Annotated in this window: 20 protein-coding genes; 1 reads left to right on the forward strand and 19 read right to left on the reverse strand. The window is 71.2% G+C overall.

What is annotated here, in order from left to right; translation table 11 throughout:
* Positions 1-193: 193 nt before the first annotated feature.
* The 19 genes from AAH991_RS18245 to pgsA form a co-directional block, all read right to left on the reverse strand.
* On the reverse strand, positions 194-2,374 hold the full coding sequence (locus tag AAH991_RS18245) for a RelA/SpoT family protein (protein ID WP_346227197.1): 2,181 nt from the start codon (positions 2,372-2,374) through the stop codon (positions 194-196).
* Between the two features lie 274 nt (positions 2,375-2,648).
* Positions 2,649-3,155 carry an adenine phosphoribosyltransferase gene (locus AAH991_RS18250; RefSeq protein WP_346227046.1) on the reverse strand — a complete coding sequence of 169 codons (507 nt, stop codon included), beginning with the start codon at positions 3,153-3,155 and terminating at the stop codon, positions 2,649-2,651.
* A 93-nt stretch (positions 3,156-3,248) separates the two neighbouring features.
* Positions 3,249-4,295, reverse strand: a complete 1,047-nt coding sequence (gene secF / locus AAH991_RS18255) for a protein translocase subunit SecF (protein ID WP_346227047.1) — start codon at positions 4,293-4,295, stop codon at positions 3,249-3,251.
* Positions 4,295-6,025, reverse strand: coding sequence for a protein translocase subunit SecD (secD, locus tag AAH991_RS18260; protein WP_346227048.1), 1,731 nt, complete (start codon positions 6,023-6,025; stop codon positions 4,295-4,297). Before secD ends, secF begins: the two co-directional genes overlap by 1 nt.
* Positions 6,026-6,123: 98 nt before the next feature.
* Positions 6,124-6,480: a preprotein translocase subunit YajC gene (yajC, locus tag AAH991_RS18265; protein ID WP_346227049.1), complete on the reverse strand. Its 357-nt coding sequence runs from the start codon at positions 6,478-6,480 to the stop codon at positions 6,124-6,126.
* 297 nt (positions 6,481-6,777) lie between these two features.
* A complete protein-coding gene (gene ruvB, locus AAH991_RS18270) occupies positions 6,778-7,827 on the reverse strand; it encodes a Holliday junction branch migration DNA helicase RuvB (RefSeq protein WP_346227050.1) in 1,050 nt (349 codons plus the stop codon).
* Positions 7,828-7,903: 76 nt separating this feature from the next.
* On the reverse strand, positions 7,904-8,524 hold the full coding sequence (gene ruvA, locus AAH991_RS18275; protein WP_346227051.1) for a Holliday junction branch migration protein RuvA: 621 nt from the start codon (positions 8,522-8,524) through the stop codon (positions 7,904-7,906).
* Complete coding sequence (gene ruvC, locus AAH991_RS18280; protein ID WP_346227198.1) at positions 8,521-9,141, reverse strand: crossover junction endodeoxyribonuclease RuvC; 621 nt, start codon at positions 9,139-9,141, stop codon at positions 8,521-8,523. The genes ruvA and ruvC overlap by 4 nt, the downstream gene beginning before the upstream one ends.
* 124 nt (positions 9,142-9,265) lie before the next feature.
* Positions 9,266-10,429 (reverse strand): GNAT family N-acetyltransferase, encoded by a 1,164-nt coding sequence (locus AAH991_RS18285; RefSeq protein WP_346227052.1) that lies wholly within the window; start codon positions 10,427-10,429, stop codon positions 9,266-9,268.
* Positions 10,430-10,499: 70 nt separating this feature from the next.
* The gene (locus AAH991_RS18290) at positions 10,500-11,252 is read right to left on the reverse strand and encodes a YebC/PmpR family DNA-binding transcriptional regulator (RefSeq protein ID WP_182905953.1); all 753 of its coding nucleotides are present in this window, start codon (positions 11,250-11,252) and stop codon (positions 10,500-10,502) included.
* Between the two features lie 3 nt (positions 11,253-11,255).
* Positions 11,256-11,846 carry a pyridoxal 5'-phosphate synthase glutaminase subunit PdxT gene (pdxT, locus tag AAH991_RS18295; RefSeq protein ID WP_346227053.1) on the reverse strand — a complete coding sequence of 197 codons (591 nt, stop codon included), beginning with the start codon at positions 11,844-11,846 and terminating at the stop codon, positions 11,256-11,258.
* Between the two features lie 66 nt (positions 11,847-11,912).
* Positions 11,913-12,344: a MarR family winged helix-turn-helix transcriptional regulator gene (locus AAH991_RS18300; protein ID WP_346227054.1), complete on the reverse strand. Its 432-nt coding sequence runs from the start codon at positions 12,342-12,344 to the stop codon at positions 11,913-11,915.
* Between the two features lie 87 nt (positions 12,345-12,431).
* Entirely contained in the window at positions 12,432-14,120 is a 1,689-nt protein-coding gene (locus AAH991_RS18305; RefSeq protein WP_346227055.1) for an alkaline phosphatase D family protein, read from the reverse strand.
* Positions 14,121-14,323: 203 nt separating this feature from the next.
* A complete protein-coding gene (gene pdxS, locus AAH991_RS18310) occupies positions 14,324-15,238 on the reverse strand; it encodes a pyridoxal 5'-phosphate synthase lyase subunit PdxS (protein ID WP_346227056.1) in 915 nt (304 codons plus the stop codon).
* 107 nt (positions 15,239-15,345) lie between these two features.
* Positions 15,346-16,347: a DUF3048 domain-containing protein gene (locus AAH991_RS18315; RefSeq protein WP_346227057.1), complete on the reverse strand. Its 1,002-nt coding sequence runs from the start codon at positions 16,345-16,347 to the stop codon at positions 15,346-15,348.
* A 132-nt stretch (positions 16,348-16,479) separates the two neighbouring features.
* Positions 16,480-17,019, reverse strand: coding sequence for a hypothetical protein (locus AAH991_RS18320; protein ID WP_346227058.1), 540 nt, complete (start codon positions 17,017-17,019; stop codon positions 16,480-16,482).
* A complete protein-coding gene (locus AAH991_RS18325) occupies positions 17,016-18,149 on the reverse strand; it encodes a glycosyltransferase family 4 protein (RefSeq protein ID WP_346227059.1) in 1,134 nt (377 codons plus the stop codon). Before AAH991_RS18325 ends, AAH991_RS18320 begins: the two co-directional genes overlap by 4 nt.
* The gene (locus AAH991_RS18330) at positions 18,146-19,165 is read right to left on the reverse strand and encodes a phosphatidylinositol mannoside acyltransferase (RefSeq protein ID WP_346227060.1); all 1,020 of its coding nucleotides are present in this window, start codon (positions 19,163-19,165) and stop codon (positions 18,146-18,148) included. Before AAH991_RS18330 ends, AAH991_RS18325 begins: the two co-directional genes overlap by 4 nt.
* The gene (pgsA, locus tag AAH991_RS18335) at positions 19,162-19,767 is read right to left on the reverse strand and encodes a phosphatidylinositol phosphate synthase (RefSeq protein WP_346227199.1); all 606 of its coding nucleotides are present in this window, start codon (positions 19,765-19,767) and stop codon (positions 19,162-19,164) included. Before pgsA ends, AAH991_RS18330 begins: the two co-directional genes overlap by 4 nt.
* A gap of 252 nt (positions 19,768-20,019) precedes the next feature.
* Here pgsA and AAH991_RS18340 point away from each other — a divergent pair, with 252 nt between their 5' ends.
* A complete protein-coding gene (locus tag AAH991_RS18340; RefSeq protein WP_346227061.1) occupies positions 20,020-22,152 on the forward strand; it encodes an elongation factor G-like protein EF-G2 in 2,133 nt (710 codons plus the stop codon).
* Positions 22,153-22,266 lie beyond the last annotated feature (114 nt).

Here is a 22,266-nt window from a genome sequence, read left to right on the forward strand (position 1 = left end):
GTGAACAGCATCCGTGATCATGCAATGAGGTCAGGACGCCCGGATACGCGCGAGACGATTGCATGATCACGGACAGCGTGTCCGCAGCTCGTTCATGCCGTGAACACGTTCCGTGCAAGATCACGGAGTGCGTCCGCGCACGTCGCGCGCCATCCCTGCGACAAACTACAAGATCACGCCCTCTGGAGGAGGGTCAGCTGGTCACGCGGTAGACGTCGTAGACGCCCGCGACGTTGCGCACCGCCTTGAGCACGTGGCCGAGGTGCTTCGGGTCGCCCATCTCGAACGTGAACTTGCTGATCGCCACCCGGTCGCGGCTGGTCGTCACCGACGCCGACAGGATGTTCACGTGCTGGTCGGACAGGGTCCGCGTGACGTCCGACAGCAGCCGGGGCCGGTCGAGCGCCTCCACCTGGATGGCGACGAGGAAGACCGAGTCGTCCCCCGGCGACCAGGCGACCTCCACCAGCCGGTCGGGGTGGGCGCTGAGCTGCTCCACGTTGGGGCAGTTGGTGCGGTGCACGGAGACGCCGTGCCCCCGCGTGACGAACCCGACGATCTCGTCCCCCGGCACCGGGGTGCAGCAACGCGACAGACGGACCCACACGTCGGGGTCGCCCGCGACCATGACACCGGCGTTCGAGTTGGCCCTCAGACGGCCTTTGAGCCGCGTCGGGACCTGGGCCTCGGCGATGTCCTCCTCGGCCCCCTCGACCCCGCCCAGGGCCTGTACGAGCTTGTCCACCACCGCCTGGGCCGTGATGTGCCCCTCGCCGACGGCCGCGTACAGCGCGGACACGTCCGCGTAGCGCAGGTCCCTGGCCAGGGCCAGCAGCGCCTCGCCGGACATCAGCCGCTGCAGCGGCAGGCCCTGCTTGCGCATGGCCCGCCCGATCGCCTCCTTGCCCGCCTCGATGGCGGTCTCGCGGCGCTCCTTGGTGAACCACTGGCGGATCTTGTTGCGGGCCCGGCCGCTCTTCACGAACTTGAGCCAGTCCCTCGACGGGCCCGCGTCCGGGGACTTCGACGTGAAGATCTCGACGGTGTCGCCGTTGCCCAGGCGGGACTCCAGCGGCACCAGCCTGCCGTTCACCCGCGCGCCGATACATCGGTGACCGACCTCGGTGTGCACGGCGTACGCGAAGTCGACCGGGGTGGCGCCCTCGGGCAGGGCGATCACCTGGCCGCGCGGGGTGAAGACGAACACCTCCGACACCGACAGGTCGAAGCGCAGCGACTCCAGGAACTCCCCGGGGTCGGAGGTCTCCTTCTGCCAGTCGAGCAGCTGGCGGAGCCAGGCCATGTCGTTGACCTGCTTGACCTTGCCGGGGCCCGCCCCGGTCATCTCCTCTTTGTACTTCCAGTGCGCGGCCACGCCGTACTCGGCGCGGTTGTGCATCGCCCGCGTGCGGATCTGCAGCTCGATGGCCTTGCCCTCGGGTCCCATGACCGTCGTGTGGAGCGACTGGTACATGTTGAACTTGGGCATGGCGATGTAGTCCTTGAACCGCCCCGGCACCGGCTTCCACTGGGCGTGGATCGTTCCGAGCGCGGCGTAGCAGTCGCGGACCGTGTCGACCAGGACGCGGATGCCCACCAGGTCGTAGATGTCGTCGAAGGCGACGCCCTTGGCGATCATCTTCTGGTAGATCGAGTAGTAGTGCTTGGGCCGGCCGCGGACGGTCGCCTTGATCTTCGCCTCGCGCAGGTCGGCGGAGACCTTCTCGATAACCTCGTGCAGGAACAGGTCGCGGCGGGGCGCGCGCTCCGACACCATCCGGGCGATCTCGTCGTACCGCTTGGGGTAGAGCATGGCGAACGCGAGGTCCTCCAGCTCCCACTTGATGGTGTTCATGCCGAGCCGGTGGGCCAGCGGCGCGAAGATCTCCAGCGTCTCCCGGGACTTCTGCTGGCGCTTGTGCTCGGGCATGTAGCGCATGGTCCGCATGTTGTGCAGCCGATCGGCCAGCTTGATCACCAGCACGCGGATGTCGCGCGACATCGCGACGACCATCTTGCGCACGGTCTCGGCCTGCGCCGCGTCGCCGAACTTCACCTTGTCGAGCTTGGTCACGCCGTCGACGAGCAACGCGATGTTGTCGCCGAAGTCGGCTCGTAACTCGTCGAGGCTGTAGGCGGTGTCCTCGACGGTGTCGTGCAGCAGGGCGGCGCACAGCGTCTCGTCGTCGGTGCCCAGCTCCGCCAGGATCGTCGCCACCGCGAGCGGGTGGGTGATGTAGGGGTCGCCGCTCTTGCGCTTCTGGTCGCGGTGATGATAGGCCGCGACGTCGTACGCCCGCTCGATCAGCCGCAGGTCGGCCTTGGGATGGGTGGCACGGACCGTCTTGAAGAGCGGTTCCAACACCGGATTCATAGCACCCCACTGCCCCCCGAACCGGGCGAGCCTTCGTCGCGTGGCCGTAGCCGGCCTGTCCTCCGGGCTCTCCGCCGGGTCGCGCGCCGCGTCAGGGGGCACATCGGCGACGGGCTCGGGGGCGTCGCGGGAGATCACTCCGCGATCGACCCGCGCGCTGCCGGGCACGACCACATCACGGGGCACACAGACTCCTCACGTCGAGTCCAGATTCCACAGTGTATCCGTGCTGCCACAGCACTCTCGGCCGGATGCCCCCCGGCGGCGGCTCGGCTCAGACGGTGAGCAGGGTACGGACGTCCAGGCCCGGCAGCCGGTCACGGCCGGAGAGGAAGGACAGCTCCATCAGGAAGGAGACGGCCACGACCTCCGCGCCCGTCCTCCTGACCAGCTCCACGGCCGCCCGGGCCGTGCCGCCCGTGGCGAGGACGTCGTCCACGATCAGGACACGGTCGCCGGGGTCGAAGGCGTCGGCGTGCACCTCGATCGTCGCGGAGCCGTACTCGAGATCATAGGACGCCTCGTACGTGTCGGCGGGCAATTTGCCCTTTTTGCGCACTGGGACGAACCCCGCGCCGCTGCGGTAGGCCACCGGCGCGGCCAGGATGAAGCCCCGGGCCTCGATGCCGACCACCTTGTCGAACTCCAGGCCGTCCCCGAGTTCGCCCACGACCTGGGTGAAGGCGCCGTGGTCCGCCAGGAGCGGGGTGATGTCCTTGAAGAGGATGCCCGGCTTGGGGTAGTCGGGGACATCCCTGATGAGAGCCGTCCAGTCAGTCACGACGCTCACCCTAGCGGGCCTCGGGCGGGCCCGGAGAACACGAGGACGCCCCCGGGACCTGGCGGGTTCCGGGGGCGTCTGCGGCGAGCGTGGTCAGCGCTTCTTGCGCTTGTCCGTGGCCTGCGCGGTGACGTTCTGCGAGCCGGCGGAGACGGGCTCCTTGGCCGTACGGGCGGCCTTGGCGGCGGCGGCCTCCTTGGCGTGCACCCGCTGGGCCAGCGCCTGCCACTTAGGCTCCCGCTCCTTGAGCGTGACCAGGATCGGCGTCGCCACGCACAGGGACGAGTAGGTGCCGACGACCATGCCGACGAACAGGGCCAGCGACAGGTCCTTCAGCGTGCCGGCGCCGAGCAGCGTGGTGCCGATGAACAGGATCGCCGCCACCGGAAGGATCGCCACCAGCGAAGTGTTCAGCGACCGGATCAGCGTGTGGCTGAGCGCGTTGTTGGCGGCCTGCGTGTAGGTCATCTTCGCGCTCGTGCCGAGCTTGCCGGTGACCTCCTTGATCATGTCGAAGACCACGACCGCGTCGTACAGCGAGTAGCCGAGGATCGTGAGGAAGCCGAGCATGGTCGCCGGGGTGACCTCGAAGCCCGACCAGGCGTAGACGCCCGCGGTGATCACGAGGTCGTGGACGAGGGCGACGATCGCCGCGAGGGCCATCCGCCACTCGAAGGCCACCGACAGGTACAGCATGATCGCGATCATGAAGACCGCGAGGCCGATCCAGGCCTTCTGGGAGACCTCGCCACCCCAGGTCGCGCCGATGACCTGCGAGCTGACCTCGTCCTCCGTGATGCCGTACTTCTTGGCCACCGTCTGCTGGACCTTGGTCACCTCCTCGCCCTGGAGGCTCTCGGTGGTGACCCGCCAGTTCGGGCCGGCCTGCTGCACGATGACCTGGTGGACTCCGGCGTCCGCGACGGTCTCGCGGACCTGCTCGATGCTGGAGCCGGGCGTGCGCGTGAAGTCGAAGACAGAGCCGCCGCGGAACTCCACGCCCAGGTTCAGCCCGTTCAGCACCAGGCCCAGGATGGAGACGGCCAGCAGGAACACCGACAGGCCGTACCAGACCTTGCGCTTGCCGACGAAGTCGATGTTGATGTCGCCGCGGTAGAGGCGGCTGATCACTCCCGGCATCACGCCTCCTGCAGGGTCTGCTCGGCGGGGCTGGTGCGGCCCATGCGCTCCGCGTCGAGTCCGGACAGCTTGTGGCCCTTCGAGAAGAACCGCAACCGCGCCACGAGGGACATCAGCGGCTTGGTGAACAGGAACACCACCACGATGTCGATGAGCGTGGTCAGGCCCATCGCGAACGCGAAGCCGGCCACGTCGCCGACCGCGAGGAAGTAGAGCACCACCGCGGCGATGAACATGACGGCGTCGGCGACCAGGATGGTCCGCCGGGCGCGCCGCCAGGCCACCTCCACCGCCGAGCGCAGCGTGCGGCGGCCCTCCTTGATCTCGTCGCGAATCCGTTCGAAGTAGACGATGAACGAGTCCGCGGTGATGCCGATCGAGACCACCAGACCGATGATGTGCGGCAGCGAGAGCCGGAAGCCGGCGTTGTGGCTGAGCACGTCCACCGTCAGGTAGGTGAACACGGTGGCCACGGCCAGGCTGGCCATGCCGATGAGCCCCAGACCGCGGTAGTAGAGCAGCAGGTAGAACACGACGACGATCAGACCGAGCGCGCCGGCGATGAGGCCGCCCCTGAGCTGGTCCTGGCCGAGGGTCGAGGAGACCGAGACGACCGAGCTCTGCTGGAACTTCAGCGGCAGCGCGCCGTACTTGAGCTGGTCGGCCAGTTCGGTCGCGGTCTTCTGGGTGAAGCTGCCGGAGATGCGGGCGCTGCCGCCGGGGATGGCCTCCTCGATCGTCGGAGCGACGATGACGACGCCGTCCAGCACGTTGGCGAGCTGGTTGCGCGGGGCGGGCAGGCTGGTGATGCGCCGGGTGATGTCGGCGAACAGCGTCGCGCCCCTCGACTTGAAGTCGACCTGGACGATCCACTCACCGGTGGTGGGGTCGGTGCCCGCCTGCGCGCCGCTGATCTCGGTGCCCTGCACCGCGGCCTTGTCCAGGATGTACCGGGCCGTACCGTCGTCGCTGCAGGCGACGATCTGCTTGTTCGGGTCGTCGAGGGCGCCCTGGCCGCGGTTCTTCGCGGTGCAGTCGATCTTGCGGAACTCGTCGAGCAGCGCCGGGTCGATGCCGCTGGTGTCCTGACCGGCAAGTGGGTCGCCGGCGTCGTCCGGAGCGGCCGTCGGCGACGGGCTCGCAGCGGCCGAGGGCGAGGGCGAGGCCTTGGCCCGGGCGGCCCCCGCGCCGGCCCTGCGATGGGTCGTGGCCCTCGTCGAGGTGCTCGGGTCCGGGGACGGCGCGGTCAGCGCCTTCGACAGGGCGCGGCCCGCCGGAGAGGCGTTCCCGCTGGGAGCCGCGCTCTGCCTGGCGGGCGTCGACTCACTCGCAGTGGCCGCGGGCGTCGCCGCCGCCGACGAGCTCGGCGTGGGCGCCGCCGTGGGCACCTCGGCCGGCTGGTTCGTGGCGGCGGCCACCGCGAGCACCTGCCGCATGCGCAGCTCCGCGGTGGTCGACACCAGCCGCAACGCCTCGTCCCGGCCCGCGCCCGGGATCTGGATCACGATGTTGTCGTTCGCCTTCGCGACCTGGGCGTCGGAGATGCCGGTGCCGTTGACGCGCTGCCGGATGATCGTCACGGCTCGGTCGAGGCTCTCCTGCGACGGCGCCTTCCCGTTCGCCAGGACCGGCGAGAGCGTCACCGTGGTGCCGCCCGCGAGGTCGAGGCCGAACTTGGGGACGAACGCCTTCTGGAGGGCGACCGTCGCGCCCATGACGAGGATGAGCACGAAGAGCAGCAGGAGTGTGCGTCCAGGCTTGCTCTGGCTACTTGTCGGTGGGGCCACTGGAGGTCAGTTCTTTCGTCGAAAAGTTGTGATCAGCCTACTCAGGACTGCTTGGTGCTCGTGTCGTCACCGTTCCCCGTGTCGGAACTTTCCGCCACGGTCCCCTCGGCCTCCCCGCTCGTCACCTCGTCGACAGGAGTGAGCACCCGGCCGATCGCCGCCTTGACCCAGCGGGTCTCGACGCCGGGGGCCAGCTCCAGCACGACGTCGTCGTCCTCGAGGGCGACGACCGTCGCGAACAGGCCGGTCGTGGTCATGACCCGGACGCCCGGGGTGAGGGAGTTCTGCATCTGGATCTGCTCCTGCTGCCGCTTGCGCTGCGGGCGGATCAGGAGGAAGTAGAAAACCACTACCAGCAAGATCAGTGGCAGGAACGTCCCAAGCGGGTTGTTACCCACGGGGGCCACCCTTCCGTAACGTGATGAACCGGCCTGGCGCCGGAGGTCTTGTGCGCTTCACACGCGGGCCACCGCGACGCTGCTCGTGTCGCAAGAACGGCCAGTCAAGCCACGCAGTGTATGCGAGCCCGCGGAAGCCCGGCAACGAACCCACGGCCCGGCGGGCAGGAAAGTTCCCGTTTCATGGGCTTCGCAATCGGTCTGTTACCTCTTTGCCCCGCTTTCCGCTTCCAGCCGCCGCGTCCGCGTCCGTCGGCGTCGGCGTCGGCGTCGGCGTCGGCGTCGGCGGAGTCGCGCTCACTTGTCGTCGAAGAGCGTGGGCGCGGCGACCGCGCCCACGGCGTCGGGGGGCGGAGTCAGGCCGAGGTGTGCCCAGGCCGCGGCGGTGGCGACGCGACCCCGCGGAGTGCGGGCCAGCAGTCCCTGCCGCACCAGGAAGGGCTCCGCCACGACCTCGACGGTCTCCGGCTCCTCCCCCACGGCCACCGCGAGCGTCGACAGGCCCACCGGGCCGCCGCCGAACTTGCGCAGCAACGCGTCGAGCACGGCCCGGTCGAGCCGGTCCAGCCCCTCGGCGTCGACCTCGTACAGGTTGAGCGCCGCCGCCGCGACGTCCCTGGTGATCACGCCTTCGGCGCGCACCTCGGCGAAGTCGCGCACCCGCCGCAGCAGGCGGTTGGCGATCCGGGGCGTGCCGCGTGACCGGCGGGCGATCTCGTGGGCGCCCTCGTCCGGCAGATCCACCGACAGCAGGCGCGCCGAGCGCCGCAGCACCTGCTCGAGCTCGGCCACCTCGTAGAAGTCCATGTGCGCGGTGAAGCCGAACCTGTCGCGCAGCGGCGCGGGCAGCAGCCCCGCCCGCGTGGTGGCCCCGACCAGCGTGAACGGGGCGATGTCGAGAGGGATCGAGGTGGCGCCGGGGCCCTTGCCGACCACGATGTCGACCCGGAAGTCCTCCATGGCCAGGTAGAGCATCTCCCCCGCCGGGCGGGCCATGCGGTGGATCTCGTCGATGAACAGGACCTCGCCCTCGGTCAGCGTGGACAGGATCGCGGCGAGGTCGCCCGCGCGCTCCAGCGCCGGACCCGAGGTCATCCGCAGCGGCGCGCCCAGCTCGGAGGCGATGATCATGGCGAGCGTCGTCTTGCCGAGCCCGGGCCCCCCGCTCATCAGGACGTGGTCGGGCGGGCGGTTGCGGCGCAGGGCGCTCTCCAGCACCAGCGAGAGCTGCTCGCGCACCCGGCCCTGCCCGATGAACTCCTCCAGACGCCGGGGACGCAGCGCGGCCTCGATCGCCCGCTCGTCGCCCTCCGGTTCGGGCGACACGAGATCCCGCTCGAAGCTCACTCGACACCATCCGCTCGGCCTGCCGGGAGTCCGCTTCCCGGTGAAAATTTCATCGAACCATCAGCCCGTCACACGGTCATCGCACGCTCAGCGCGCGCAGCGCGGACTTCAGCAGCACGGCCACCTGCGGGGCGCGGCCGGCCGCGACCTCCGCCTCGGCCTCCGCGGTCACCGCCGCCACCGCATCGTCGGCGTCGCGGGAGGAGTAGCCGAGCCCCACCAGCCCGGAGTGGACCTGGTCGCGCCAGGCCGGCGCGGCGGCCGAGCCGTTCAGCGCGGCGTCGACGGCTCCGGCCGGCGCGCCGAGCTTGTCCTTGAGTTCGAGCACGATGCGCTGCGCGCCCTTCTGGCCGATGCCCGGCACCATCGTCAGGGCCTTGATGTCGGCGCTCGCCACCGCGACGCGCAGGGCGTTGGGCGCGTGGACCGCGAGCATGGCCAGGGCCAGGCGCGGCCCGACCCCACTGGCCGTCTGGAGCAGTTCGAAGACCGTGCGCTCGTCGTCGGAGGCGAAGCCGTACAACGTGAGCGAGTCCTCGCGGACGACGAGCGAGGTGGACAACCGGGCGGGCTCGCCGACGCGCAGCCCGGCCAGGGTCCCCGGAGTGCAGTGCACGAGCATCCCGACGCCGCCCACCTCGACCACGGCGCTGTCGGCCCCGATCGCCGCCACCTGGCCCGCAACGGATGCGATCACCGCGTGCTCCCTCCCCGGTCCGTACGCCCGGCCGCGACTCCGCCGGGCGTCCCAGTCCTACCAGAGCCCCCAGGGCCAGTAGTGCCGGCGGCGCCCGCACCGCCGTGACGGGCTTTGGCCAGGGCGTCGGCCAGGCGGTGCTGCACGCCGCCGCGCCAGACGTGGCAGATGGCCAGGGCGAGCGCGTCGGCGGCGTCCGCCGGCTTGGGCATGGCGTCGAGCCGCAGCAGCCGGGTGACCATCGTGCCGACCTGCTTCTTGTCGGCGTTGCCGTTACCCGTGATGGCGGCCTTGACCTCGCTCGGCGTGTGCAGCGCGACCGGCAGCCCTCGCCGGGCCGCGCAGACGATCGCGACGGCCGACGCCTGGGCCGTCCCCATGACCGTGCGGACGTTGTGCTGGGCGAAGACCCGCTCGACGGCGACCGCGTCCGGTCTGATCTCGTCGAGCCAGCGCTCGATCTCCGCCTCGATGACGACCAGCCGGGACCCGATGTCGTCGTCGGGCGGGGTGCGGACCACCCCCACCGACAGCAGGCTCAGCGGCGCGCCCGGACGGCCCTCCACGGCGCCGAGACCGCACCGCGTCAGCCCCGGGTCCACGCCCATCACCCGCATCTGGGGCAACCGCACCGGCACGCCTCCCTGATCCCGGCCGGCGCAGCCACCGCACCTCACCGCCACTGCGCCGAACACCTGTTCGGCCGGTCACTCTATCGCGATCAGCGGCGGCGCGGGTGCGTCAGAAGTAGTCGATCATGTACGCGGCGCAGCCGAAGGCGGCGTCCAGCGCGTCGTCGGCCTCGGGAGAGCCGCCGGTCAGCAGGCCGGCGCGGCGGAGCGTGGCCGTGGAGACGCCGGCGAACAGCGCGGACATGCCGCCGATCGTGAGCCGGGTGCTCTCCCCGGGCACGGCGTCCCGGCGCGTCGCGGAGCCGGAGCCGCCGTCCACCCGCAGCAGCCAGGCGCCCGTGTTGCCGGGGCGCCGGGAGTCGGTCACCTCGACGGGGATCTCGGCGGACACCCCGGCGGGGAAACCGCGCCCCCCGACCGCCGCGGGCAGGTCGATCAGCCGGAACATCCACCGGGTCTGGGCGACCTCGTCCTTCGACCGCTCCCGCAGCATCCAGAGCACCGGGTCGGCCGGGTCGACGCAGGCGGTCACCGACTTCGCGACCGACGACGCGCTGCCGACCATCGACCACAGGGCCCGGGCCGTCGCCTCCGACCCGGCGAGCAGGTTGTCGACCTCGATGTCCCCGTCGCTCCACCGGTAGACGACGAACCCGTCCTCGGCCAGGTAGCAGAAGTCGTCGTCGTCCTCGAGCCACAGCCGCCAGGTCCGCTCGTCGAAGGACAGCGGCCCGCTCGCGCGCGTGGCGGCGTGCACCCTGCCGATCAGGGCCACGAGATCGGCCGCGTCGGCCGGGCCCATCCGGCGCAGCTTGACCGCGCCTCCGGGGTCGCCCACCGTCCGCAGCGCCTCCGCGGGCAGGGTGATCCGCTGGAGCACGCCGGCGTGCTCGTAGCCCGCGCTCCGGTACAGCGGCGTGGTGGCCGGGTACAGCGCGGAGACCGCGTGGCCGAGCTGCGCGCAGCGCTCGATCACCGCGTCCATGAGCGTCCGGCCCACGCCCCTGCCGCGGTCCTCCGGCGCCACCGTCACGCCCGCCACGCCGCCCATCGACTGCGGGCGGCCGTGCCACCACTGGACATACGGGTTGATCCTGGCCGTGCCCACCAGGCGGGCGCCGTCGAAGGCGCCCAGGTAGCGGCCCTCGGGCAGCATCGGGGAGACGAGCTTGCGCCACGTCTGCGCGCCGTCGCCGGACAACGGGCCGAAGGCGCGTCTGCGGGAGTCGAGGACGGCGTCCAGGTCGTCGCTCGTAAGATGACGGATTTCCACAGCAGGCCAAGCTATGCGGGCGCCGGTGGCCGTTGCCACCGGTTTTCCGCCCCTCTGCCCGACTTCGGCGTCAGGCCTCGACCTTCTCCATGACCTCGTCGCTCACGTCGAAGTTCGCCCAGACGTTCTGCACGTCGTCGCTGTCCTCGAGCGCGTCGATGAGCTTGAAGACCTTGCGGGCGCCGTCCTCGTCGAGGGGGACGTTGAGCGTGGGGACGAAGCTCATCTCGGCCGACTCGTAGTCGATCCCCGCGTCCTGCAGCGCCTTGCGCACCGGGATGAGGTCGGAGGCCTCGCAGACCACCTCGAAGTTGTCGCCGAGGTCGTTGACCTCCTCGGCACCCGCGTCGAGGACGGCCATGAGCACGTCGTCCTCGGTCAGCGACCCCTTGGGGACGATCACGACGCCCTTGCGGTTGAACATGTACGACACCGAGCCGGGGTCGGCGAGCGAGCCGCCGTTGCGGGTCAGCGCCACGCGCACCTCGGACGCCGCGCGGTTGCGGTTGTCGGTGAGGCACTCGATGAGGACCGCGACGCCGCCCGGGGCGTAGCCCTCGTACATGATCGTCTGCCAGTCGGCGCCGCCGGCCTCGAGGCCGCCGCCGCGCTTGCGGGCCCGCTCGATGTTGTCGATCGGGACCGAGTTCTTCCTGGCCTTGGTGATGGCGTCGAACAGCGTGGGGTTGCCGTCCGGGTCGGGCCCGCCGGTCCTGGCCGCGACCTCGATGTTCTTGATGAGCTTGGCGAAAAGCTTGCCGCGCTTGGAGTCCAGCGCCGCCTTCTTGTGCTTCGTCGTCGCCCATTTGGAGTGGCCGGACATCGCCTAGAGCTCCCTCACCATTTCGACAAAATACGAGTGCACCCGCGCGTCGCCGGTCAGCTCCGGATGGAAGGACGTCGCGAGCAACGGTCCCTGTCGGACCGCGACGATCCTATCCCCAGCTTCGGTGCGGCCCAGCACCTCCACGTCGGGCCCCACGGACTCGACCCAGGGCGCGCGGATGAAGACGGCCCTGATCTCCCCGCGCCCGGCGAAGTCGAGATCGGCCTCGAACGAGTCGACCTGGCGGCCGAAGGCGTTGCGGCGGACCACCATGTCGATGCCGCCCAGCGTCTCCTGGCCCTCGATGCCGCCCCGGATGCGGTCGGCCAGCATGATCATGCCGGCGCACGAGCCGTAGGCGGGCATGCCCTCCTTGATCCGCGACCGCAGGGGTTCGAGCAGCTCGAAGGCGGTGGCGAGCTTCCAGATCGTGGTCGACTCCCCGCCCGGGACGACCAGCGCGTCCACCGCGGCGAGCTCCTCCTGCCTGCGCACCGGCACGGCGGTCGCGCCCGACTCCTCCAGCGCGCGGATGTGCTCGCGCACGTCGCCCTGCAGGGCGAGCACGCCGATCTTGGGTGCGGACCTCACGGTTTCCCTTCCTGTGGTGACCCTGTTCAGGGTATGGCCACGGTCTTGCGCGCCCAAAACGATAAATCAGACGGTCCCCCGGCCCAGCTTGGCCAGGGCGGGAAGGGCGCGGGCGATGGCCGAGCGCTCCTCGGGGGTCAGTGTGTCCAGCCGTCCGGACAGGTAGGCGACCCGCGACTGCCGTACGGCCCGGAGGCGGTCGCGGCCCTCGCCGGTCAGCTCGACGGTGCGCACCCGCGCGTCGGAGGCGTCGGTGCCCCGCGCGACCAGGCCGGCCTCCTCGAGGCGGTTGACCTGCACGCTCATCGTCGGGAGCTGCACGCCGTGCTCCTCGGCCAGCTCGGTCATCCGGCGCGCGCCGGCCTCCAGGGAACCGAGCACGGAGTACTGCTGGCTGGTGACCGGCTGCCCCGCCGTCGTACGGCGGAGCAGCATCACGATGTGGCGCAGCTCGCGTGACAGGGCCTCGGCGAGCCGCCCGGTGTCGTCGGTCGTCATAGCTGGTCACGATAACGGTGGCCGGGGCGGAACAGACGAAGCGGGCGGCGCCCCCCGGAAGGGGTCGCCGCCCGCCGGGGCGTGTCGTCAGGGGCGCTCGGTCTCCTGCCGCACCGTCGCCTCCACCATGTCCTCGGCCGTCATCTCCCGCCGCGCCGCGATCGAGGGGTCGAGCGGGCGCAGGTACGTCTGCTGCACGCCGGGCACCCTGTCCTCGATCACGAACGTCGCCCGGGTGCGCACCTCCGAGCCGGGGGCCGAGACGACGGGCACCACCCGGAAGTCGGCGGTCATCGCGTCCCTGTCGATCTTCGTCAGGACGTAGCCGCGCTGGTTGTTGTAGAACTTCAGGTGGGGGTTGATCTTCAGAAAGGGGTGCGCCGCCGGGTCGGAGTCGGCCCCGTCGCCGGTGGTGCTGATGGAGGTCGTCACCAGCTCGGAGCCGACCGTGGGGCCGGTCGGGTCGTCGTAGTCCAGCTTCAGGTCACTGGCCCAGTGCGCGTGCACGTCTCCGGTGAGCACGACGGGGTTGCGCACGCCGGCGTCGATCCAGCCGCGGGTGACGCGCTGCCGCGAGGCGACGTAACCGTCCCAGGCGTCCTGGCTGGTGATCTTCGCAGGCCCGGCGTTGTTGTCGCGCTGGGCGAAGAAGACCTGCTGGCCGATGACGTCCCAGCGCGCCCGCGATCGCCGGAAGCCGTCGAGCAGCCACGCCTCCTGTTCGAAGCCCATGATCGAGCGGGCCGGGTCGGCCGCCTCCGGGCAGTCCTTGTAGCCGTCGCCGCAGCCCTGGTCGTCGCGGAACTGCCGCGTGTCGAGCATGTGGAAGTTCGCCATCGCCCCCCACCGGACACGCCGGTAGAGCTGCATGTCGATGCCGCGCGGCACGGAGGTGCGGCGCAGCGGCATGTTCTCGTAGTAGGCGCGGAAGGCGGCGGCCCTGCGCTCGAGGAAGGTGGGCTGCTCCTCCGGGCGCTCCGGCATCTCGTCGGCCCAGTTGTTGTCCACCTCGTGGTCGTCGAAGACGACCAGCCACGGCGCGCCGGCGTGCGCGGCCTGCAGGTCGGGGTCGGTCTTGTACTGCGCGTGCCGCTGGCGGTAGTTCGCCAGCGTCATCGTCTCCGGCCCTTCGTGGTCGCGCACGTTGCCGCCGGGGGCGACGTAGGTGTTCCTGGTGTACTCGTACTGGTAGTCGCCCAGGTGGAGGACCAGGTCCGGGTGGTCCTCGGCGAGCCGGCGGTAGGAGGTGAAGTAGCCGTGCTCGTACTGCGCGCAGGACACGAAGGCCATCGTCAGCGGGCCGCCGAACGACAGCGGCTCCGGCGCGGTCAGGGCCCTGCCCGCCGGTGAGAGGTACGGCCCGACGCGGAAGCGGTACCAGTACTCCCTGCCGGGCCGCAGGTGGTCCACCTCGACGTGGACGCTGTGCCCCCATTCCGGGCTCGCCTCGGCCACGCCCGCCCGCACCACGCGGCGGCAGCTCTCGTCGGCGTAGACCTGCCACTGCACGGTGAACGCGCGATTCGGCATGCCGCCGAGCCCGTCCTCGGCGAGCGGCTGCGGGGCGAGGCGGGTCCAGATCACGAAGCCGGTGTGGTCGGGGTCGCCCGAGGCCACCCCGAGCGTGAACGGATCGCAGCGCAGGCCGCGGGAGGCGAGTTCGCCCGCGGTCTCGGGCGCGGGCGTGGGGGCCGCCGAGGCGGCCGCGGGGATCGCGGCGACGGCGCCGGCGGCGATTCCGGTGACGAGGAAGGAACGACGATCGAGGCCGGGCAACTGGGCTCCCTGTGACGATCAGTGGGGACGCCCGCAGCCTGACGATCGATCGTGACCGGAGAGTAAAGAGCGGCGGAACGATATCGGTCACCCGAAAGGCGACATCACCGCACGGTCATCTCGACATCCGATGCGCAGACGCAAGAACGCCCGGCCGGGATGTACCGGCCGGGCGTGTCTCCTCTGTGTGCCGCGCGGGCTGTCTACCAGCCGCGCTCGGCGAGGCGGTGCGGCACCGGGATGTCGTCGACGTTGATGCCGACCATGGGCTCGCCGAGGCCGCGCGAGACCTTGGCGATCACGTCGGGGTCGTCGTAGAACGTGGTGGCCTTGACGATGGCGGCGGCGCGCTTGGCGGGGTCGCCGGACTTGAAGATGCCCGAGCCGACGAACACGCCCTCGGCGCCGAGCTGCATCATCATCGCGGCGTCGGCCGGAGTGGCGATGCCGCCCGCGGTGAACAGCACCACCGGCAGCTTGCCGGTCTTGGCGACCTCGGCCACCAGCTCGTACGGCGCCTGCAGCTCCTTGGCCGCGACGTACAGCTCGTCCTCGGGCAGCGAGGTGAGGCGCTTGAGCTCGCCCCGGATCTTGCGCATGTGGGTGGTGGCGTTGGAGACGTCGCCGGTGCCGGCCTCGCCCTTCGAGCGGATCATCGCGGCGCCCTCGGTGATGCGGCGCAGCGCCTCGCCGAGGTTGGTGGCCCCGCACACGAAGGGGACGGTGAACTGCCACTTGTCGATGTGGTTGGCGTAGTCGGCCGGGGTCAGGACCTCGGACTCGTCGATGTAGTCGACGCCGAGCGCCTGGAGCACCTGGGCCTCGACGAAGTGGCCGATCCTGGCCTTGGCCATCACGGGGATGGACACGGCGCCGATGATGCCCTCGATCATGTCGGGGTCGCTCATCCGGGACACGCCGCCCTGGGCGCGGATGTCGGCGGGAACGCGCTCGAGCGCCATGACGGCGACGGCTCCGGCGTCCTCGGCGATCTTGGCCTGCTCCGGGGTGACGACGTCCATGATGACACCGCCCTTGAGCATCTCGGCCATGCCGCGCTTCACGCGGGCGGTGCCGACGGCGGTGGTCTCGTTGACTTCGGGGGTGCTGCTGGACACGGTGCTACCTCACGACGGCGGGCCTACGGATTCCTCTCCATGGTAGGTGCTGGCCGATCCCGCACCCGACGCTCCCACATGGCGGAGTCGATCACGTCTTTTGTCCATCACGGCGCGACGGGCTTGCGCGAGGCGAGCACGACCCAGACCTGGCCGCGGGCGAACGGCATGGGCGTGCCGTCGGCCATGGTGAAGGTGGTGCCCTCCTTCTCCGAGGGGCGCGACCACTTCACCCGGTAGGCCTGGCCGTCCCTGAGCACGACGCCGGTGCCCTTGCCCACCGTGTGCACGAGCGGGGTGTAGCTGCCGGTGAAGTCGTGGAACTCCGAGCGGTCGGTCTTCACCCACTGGATGACGATCGTGGGGGCGCCCTGCTGGCCGCCCTCGGCGGCCATGTCCTTCTCGCCGTCCTGGGTGACCAGCCAGCGCTTCTGCGCCGCCGACCAGGTGAACGTGAAGCGGGCCGCCGGATAGCGCACGCTGACGCTCTTCTGCGGCGTGCCCCCGGCGGGCGGCTCGTCGGAGAAGACGAACCCGATGTCCTTCGCCCTGCTCGCCCGCGGCGCCTTGGCGAGCAGCTTCCTGGGGCTGCCGACCAGGTTGTACGGCGCGACGCGGCCCTGGGCGCGGGTGTACGCGCCGGGGACGCTGCTGTCGGACACGTCGAACAGCGAGGCCTTCTGGACGAAGGGGATCATCTTCGTCTGCACCCCGGAGTAGGCCAGGGCGGGCTTGCCGAACATCGGGAGGATGTGCAGGTCGGAGATGCGGGCGCTGCGGACCGGCCCCACCTGCGCGGGCAGCTTCGAGGAGAAGATCGCCATGAGCCGGGTGAGCCCGCCCTCGACCTGCTCGACGTAGACGATGTCGGCGCTGCGCACGCCCATCTGCGGCTTGCCCGCGTGAGTGTTCTCGATCTTCACCGCGAGGACGGGCCTGCGGGAGGCGACCGGGCGGCCGGTGAACGGGTGCTCGGGAGGCGGCGTCGGCGACGGGGACGCCAGCGGGCTCGCCCCCTCGGACTGCGCGGCCGGCTTGTCGTCGCCGGAACACGCGGTTCCGGTCAGGATGACCGCCATGGCCAGCGTGAAGCCGATCCCTGCCCGCACCGTACCGCTCCTCCCGGTGGAAGCCCCGTCACCAGGCACGACGGACCTGGCCCACGCGGACCCGTTGACCAGCATGGCAATGAAACGGCATGAGCTTACCGGGATCGGCCCGAAATGCCCGACAAAAAGTGACTATCCAGTAGCGAGGGCTTCGGGCGGTTCGTCGTCGATGTCGAAGTACCGGGGCGGGTCGGTGTGCCCGGCCAGGCGCAGCGTGCGGGCCAGCCAGCGCCGCTGCGCCGTACGCGTGACGCCGGCGGCGTTGTTGTAGAACCGGCGCGAGTAGACGACCTTGGCGACCGCCGTGTCCAACTCCTCCAGCAGCGCCGTCCCCGCGGGATGCTCGGCCAGCTTCTCCCTGAACCGCTCCTGGTCGACCACCGCCCGCAGCGTCCTCGACAGGTCGCTCTCGGCGTGCTCGCGCTCGTCCGGCCCCGCCGTACGCGCCTCGTGGGCGGCCGCGGCGAGCACCAGCGAGGTGGCGGGGTCGAGGATGCGCGAGCCGGCGAGCTCCAGGCAGACCGCGGCGCGGCGCAGCAGCGCGGCGTCGAGCGCGGCCTGCGCGGTCTCCAGTCGGATGTGGAGGCGGTCGAGCCGCCCGGCCCGCCAGGAGACGTAGACGGCGAACAGCACGACGACCACGGCCGCCACGAGGATGACGGTGGTCGTCACGGCAGCGCGTCCTCCACGACTCCGGCGCTGGCGTGCGTGACGGTCTCGTAGACGCGCACGACCTCGCGCGCGACCGTCGACCAGTCGTACTTCCACACGGCCTGGCGGGCCTCGTCGGAGAGCTTCGCGCGGCGCCCGGGGTCGTCGAGCAGCCGGGCGGCCTCCTGTGCCAGGGCGGCCGGGTCCCCGGTCGTGAACAGCGCCCCGGCCTGGCCGTCGCCCAGCACGCGCCGGAAGGCCGGGATGTCGCTGGCGAGGATCGGCGCCCCCGCCGACATGGCCTCGGTGAGCACGATGCCGAAGCTCTCGCCGCCGAGGTTGGGCGCGCAGAAGACGTCCACGGAGTGGTAGGCGCGCACCTTGTCGGCCTCGCTGACCATGCCGAGCAGCCCGACCCTGTCCCGGTACGGCGCCGGCACCCGGTCGAGCACGTCGTCGGGGTCGCCGGGCCCGGCGATCAGCAGCCGCAGCCCCGGCCGTTCGGGCGCGAGCAGCGCGAACGCCTCCAGCAGCACGGCCAGGCCCTTGCGCGGCTCGTCCATCCGCCCGAGGAAGCCGATCACGCCGCCGTCCGGGCCCCAGCCCGGCAGCGGCTCGCCCTCGGCGTACCTGCGCACCGTGACCCCGTTCGGGATCAGCACCGCGTCGCCGCCGAGGTGTTCCACCAGCGTCTTGCGGGCGGCGTCGGAGACCGCGATCCTGCCCGTGATCTTCTCCAGCGCGCTCTGCAGCATCGGCGCGGCCACGGACATCGCCCGCGACCTCTCGTAGGAGGCGTGAAACGTCGCCACGATCGGTCCGCGGGCCACCCAGCAGGCCAGCACGCCGAGTGACGGCACGGCGGGCTCGTGCACGTGCAGCACGTCGAACCCGCCCTCCCTGATCCACTTGCGCACCCGGTTCGCCGACAGGAAGCCGAACGCCAGGCGGGCGACCGACCCGTTGTACGGCACGGGCACCGCGCGGCCCGCCGGGGTCACGTACGGCGGCAGCTCGGCGTCGTCGGCGGCGGGGGCGATGACCGACACCTTGTGCCCGTCCTCGATGAGCGCCTCGGCGAGGTCCCTGATGTGCGCCTGCACGCCCCCGGGGACCTCCCAGGTGTACGGGCAGACGATGCCGACGTTCACGACCCGGCCCCGGCGCGCGGCTCCAGGTCGTCGAGCCACAGGCGCTGGAGCATGTGCCAGTCCTCCGGGTGCTCGGCGATGCCCTTCTCGAACACCGCCGCAACGGCCTGGGTCATCACCCCGACCTTCTCCTGCCGCGTCCCCTCGGACGGCACGGGGATCTCCTCGTGGATCCGGATGCCCCAGCCGTTCCCCTCGAACCACAGCACGGCGGGCAGCAGCGCGGCGCCCGTCTGGATCGCCAGCAGCGCGGGCCCGGCGACCATGCGCGTCCTGGCGCCGAAGAACTCGACCTCGACGCCGGAGGCGGTCAGGTCGCGCTCGGCGGGCAGGCACACCGGCCTGCCCGCGCGCAGCCGCTTGGCCAGCGTGCCGAACGCCATCGCGCTGCCGCCGCCCTTGGCCGTCAGCGGCAGCACCTCCATGCCGAGCCGCTCGCGGTAGGCCACGAAGCGCTCGAACAGCGACTCCGGCTTCAGCCGCTCGGCGACGGTGGTGAAGGGGTGGCCCATGTGCACCAGCCAGGCCCCGGCCAGGTCGTAGTTGCCCATGTGGGGCAGCGCGACCACCACTCCCCTGCCCCGGGCGAGGTTGTCGAAGATGTGCTCGCCCCCGGTGGTCCGGGTGCCGTCGAGGATGCGCTCGCGGGTGTAGGCGGTGAAGCGGAACGACTCCATCCAGTACCGGAAGTAGGAGCGCATCCCGGCCCGGCTCAGGTCGCGCACGGCCGGATCGCCGGGGTCGCCGCCGACGACGCGGGCCAGATTGGCCTCCAGGCGGCGTACGGACTTGCCCCGCCTGTGCCACAACCAGTCGGCGAGGACCCGGAAGAACCAGGCGGCCAGCCGTCCCGGCACGTAGCGGACCACGGCCCAGCCGGCGGTGTAGGCGGCCGCGACCAGCCGGTCGGCGAGCGGCGCCGCGCCGGGGCGCGCGGGCCGTGCGGGGGACGGGCCGTCCGGCGCCGCACCGGGTCTTCCGGACCGCCCCCGGGGTGGGCCGGCCGTGCCCTTCATTCGACCACCGCCTGTCTGTAGACGTGCACCATCCGCTGGACCACCGTGACGGCGCTGGCGGCGGCGAGCAGCCAGAGCCCGGCCGCCAGGACGTACGGCACGCCGAGGCCGGAAAGCCCGGCCGCGACGAGCACGACCACGAGACGCTCCCCCCGTTCGGCGATGCCGACGTTCGCGGTCATGCCGAGACCCTCGGCCCTGGCCTTGGCGTAGGAGACCAATGCTCCCGCGACGAGGCAGAAGAGCGCGACTGCCGCGAGGACGATCTCGGGCTCGTCCTTGAGGACGAAGTAGAGGATCAGCCCCGAGAAGATCGAGGCGTCGCCGAGACGGTCGAGCGTGGAGTCGAGGAAGGCGCCCCACGTGCTCCCCTTGCCCGTCATGCGGGCCAGCACGCCGTCCAGGAGGTCGGCGAGCACGAAGAACGTGATGACGAGCGTTCCCGCGAACAGATGCCCGGGCGGGTAGAAGACGAGGGCCGAGGCCACCACTCCGAGCGTACCGATCGTCGTGATCACGTCGGGCGAGATCCCCCATCGGGCGAGGGCTCGCCCCAGGGGGGTCATGACTCGGGTGACGGCGGGGCGCAGGATGTTCAACATCGCCGTCCGATCGTAGGCCATCCAGGGCTGTCGCACCTCGCAAGCACATTGGCCGAAAAGTCTTGTGATATGCGCCACATGGGTAAAGGGTGAAGAGCACGCGCCCGCAGGGCCGCGCGGAGGTGTCACGGAGATCTTCGTGCGGTTTCGGAGAAGGGCGGGCCCCCGGGCGCGGAAAGCGACGGCACGAGCGGCCGGCGCGGGGTGCGTGCCACGCGCCCATCCCGACCGCTCCGAGATTCGGGAGGCGATGTGGCCGAAAGATCAACCGGCGCGACAACAGGGGCCGCGGGCAGGGCACCCGCGGCCGATCGGCCGGACATGGTGCGCAATGTCGTGCTGGTCGGCCATTCCGGGGCCGGGAAGACCACACTGGTCGAGGCGCTGCTCGCGGAGACGGGCACCATCCAGCGTTCCGGCCGGGTCGAGGACGGCACCACGGTCAGCGACTTCGACGAGGTGGAGGTGCGCCAGCAGCGCTCGGTGAACCTGTCGGTCGCTCCCGTCGTCTACAACGGCATCAAAATCAACTTCCTGGACACCCCCGGGTACGCCGACTTCGTCGGCGACCTGCGGGCCGGGCTGCGCGCGGCCGACGCGGCGCTGTTCGTCGTCTCGGCCGCCGACGGCGTGGACGGGCTGACGCGCATGCTCTGGGAGGAGTGCGCGCTCGTCGGGATGCCCCGCGCCGTGGTCATCACCAAGATCGACCATCAGCGCGCCAACTTCGACGAGGTCCTCGCCACCTGCCAGGACGCGTTCGGCGACGGCGTCGCGCCGCTCTATCTGCCGGTGGACGGCACCGGGCTGCTCGGGCTGCTCTCGCAGCGGCTGTTCGACTACGGCGGCGGCCGCCGGACCGAGCGGGAGCCGGACGCCGACCAGCTCGCGCTCATCGAGCAGTACCGCGGCGACCTCATCGAGGGGATCATCCAGGAGAGCGAGGACGAGACCCTCATGGACCGCTATCTCTCCGGCGAGACGATCGACACCAAGGTGCTGATCGACGACCTGGAGAAGGCGGTCGCCCGGGCCGGCTTCTACCCGGTCCTCGCGACGGCTCCCGGGGTCGGCATGCTGGAGCTCCTGGAGATCGTCACCCAGGGCTTCCCGTCGCCCCTGGAGCACCCGCTGCCGAAGATCACCGGGATCGACGGCAAGCCGTGCAGGGAGATCACCGCCGACCCGGACGGCCCGCTCGTGGCCGAGGTCGTGAAGACCACGAGCGACCCCTACGTCGGGCGGATCAGCCTGGTCCGGGTCTTCTCCGGCACCCTGCGGCCGGACATGACGGTGCACGTCTCCGGCCACGGCCTGGCGGAACGGGGACACGAGGACCACGACGTCGACGAACGGGTGGGCACGCTGTCGTCGCCGTTGGGCAAGGTCCAGCGGACCATGGGCAAGTGCGTCGCCGGGGACATCTGCGCGGTCGCCAAGCTGTCGCGGACCGAGACGGGCGACACGCTCTCCGACAAGGACGACCCGCTGCTGGTCGAGGCGTGGACCATGCCGGAACCGCTCCTGCCGGTGGCGATCAGCGCCAGGTCGAAGGCCGACGAGGACAAGCTCAGCCAGGCCCTGAGCCGCCTGGTCGCGGAGGACCCGACCCTGCGGCTGGAGAACAACGCCGAGACCCGCCAGCTCGTGCTGTGGTGCATGGGCGAGGCGCACGCCGACGTCCTGCTCGACCGCCTGGCCAAGCGGCACGGGGTCGAGGTCGAGAAGATCGACCTGCGGGTGCCGCTGCGGGAGACCTTCGCCGGCAAGGCGCAGGGCCTGGGGCGCAACGTCAAGCAGACCGGCGGCCACGGCCAGTACGCGATCTGCCACATCGAGGTCGAGCCGCTGCCGTCGGGCGGCGGGTTCGAGTTCGTCGACAAGATCGTGGGCGGGGTCGTCCCGAGGCAGTTCATCCCGTCCGTGGAGAAGGGCGTGCGGGCGCAGATGGAACGCGGGGTCGTCGCCGGCTATCCGATGGTCGACGTCCGCGTCACGCTCTACGACGGCAAGGCCCACTCGGTCGACTCGTCCGACATGGCCTTCCAGATCGCCGGTCAGCTCGCGCTCAAGGACGCCGCGTCCAAGGTGGCGACGCACCTGCTCGAACCGGTGGACGAGGTGGCCGTCCTCGTCGCGGACGACTACGTCGGAGCCGTGATGTCCGACCTGTCCTCCCGCCGTGGCAGGGTGCTCGGCACCGAACCGGTCGGCACCGGCCGCACGCTGGTGCGCGCCGAGGTGCCGCAACTGGAGATCACGCGGTACGCGATCGACCTGCGCTCGCTGTCCCACGGGGCGGGCACGTTCACCCGTACCTTCCTGCGGTACGAGCCCCTGCCCGCGCACCTGGCCGGCAAGGTGGCCGCGGCGGGCGAGCAGTAGGGAGTGCCCGACAGACGCTGCCCGGCCGGGACCCCGGCGGCCCGCCTCCCCGCCGCCGGGGTCCCGCCGCGTCCGCGCAGCTCACCCGGCCCTTTTCGAAGGGCCGGGTTTCGT

Source organism: Microbispora sp. ZYX-F-249 (assembly GCF_039649665.1).
In the GTDB taxonomy this organism is placed as follows: Bacteria; Actinomycetota; Actinomycetes; order Streptosporangiales; family Streptosporangiaceae; genus Microbispora; species Microbispora maris.

Excerpts from the sequence above, each read along its gene's own strand:
- ruvC (WP_346227198.1), bottom strand. The coding sequence starts at position 9,141 with ATGCGGGTGATGGGCGTGGACCCGGGGCTGACGCGGTGCGGTCTCGGC.
- secF (WP_346227047.1), bottom strand. The coding sequence starts at position 4,295 with ATGCCGGGAGTGATCAGCCGCCTCTACCGCGGCGACATCAACATCGAC.
- pgsA (WP_346227199.1), bottom strand. The coding sequence starts at position 19,767 with ATGTTGAACATCCTGCGCCCCGCCGTCACCCGAGTCATGACCCCCCTG.
- AAH991_RS18245 (WP_346227197.1), bottom strand. The coding sequence starts at position 2,374 with ATGAATCCGGTGTTGGAACCGCTCTTCAAGACGGTCCGTGCCACCCAT.
- AAH991_RS18300 (WP_346227054.1), bottom strand. The coding sequence starts at position 12,344 with ATGACGACCGACGACACCGGGCGGCTCGCCGAGGCCCTGTCACGCGAG.
- AAH991_RS18290 (WP_182905953.1), bottom strand. The coding sequence starts at position 11,252 with ATGTCCGGCCACTCCAAATGGGCGACGACGAAGCACAAGAAGGCGGCG.
- AAH991_RS18330 (WP_346227060.1), bottom strand. The coding sequence starts at position 19,165 with ATGAAGGGCACGGCCGGCCCACCCCGGGGGCGGTCCGGAAGACCCGGT.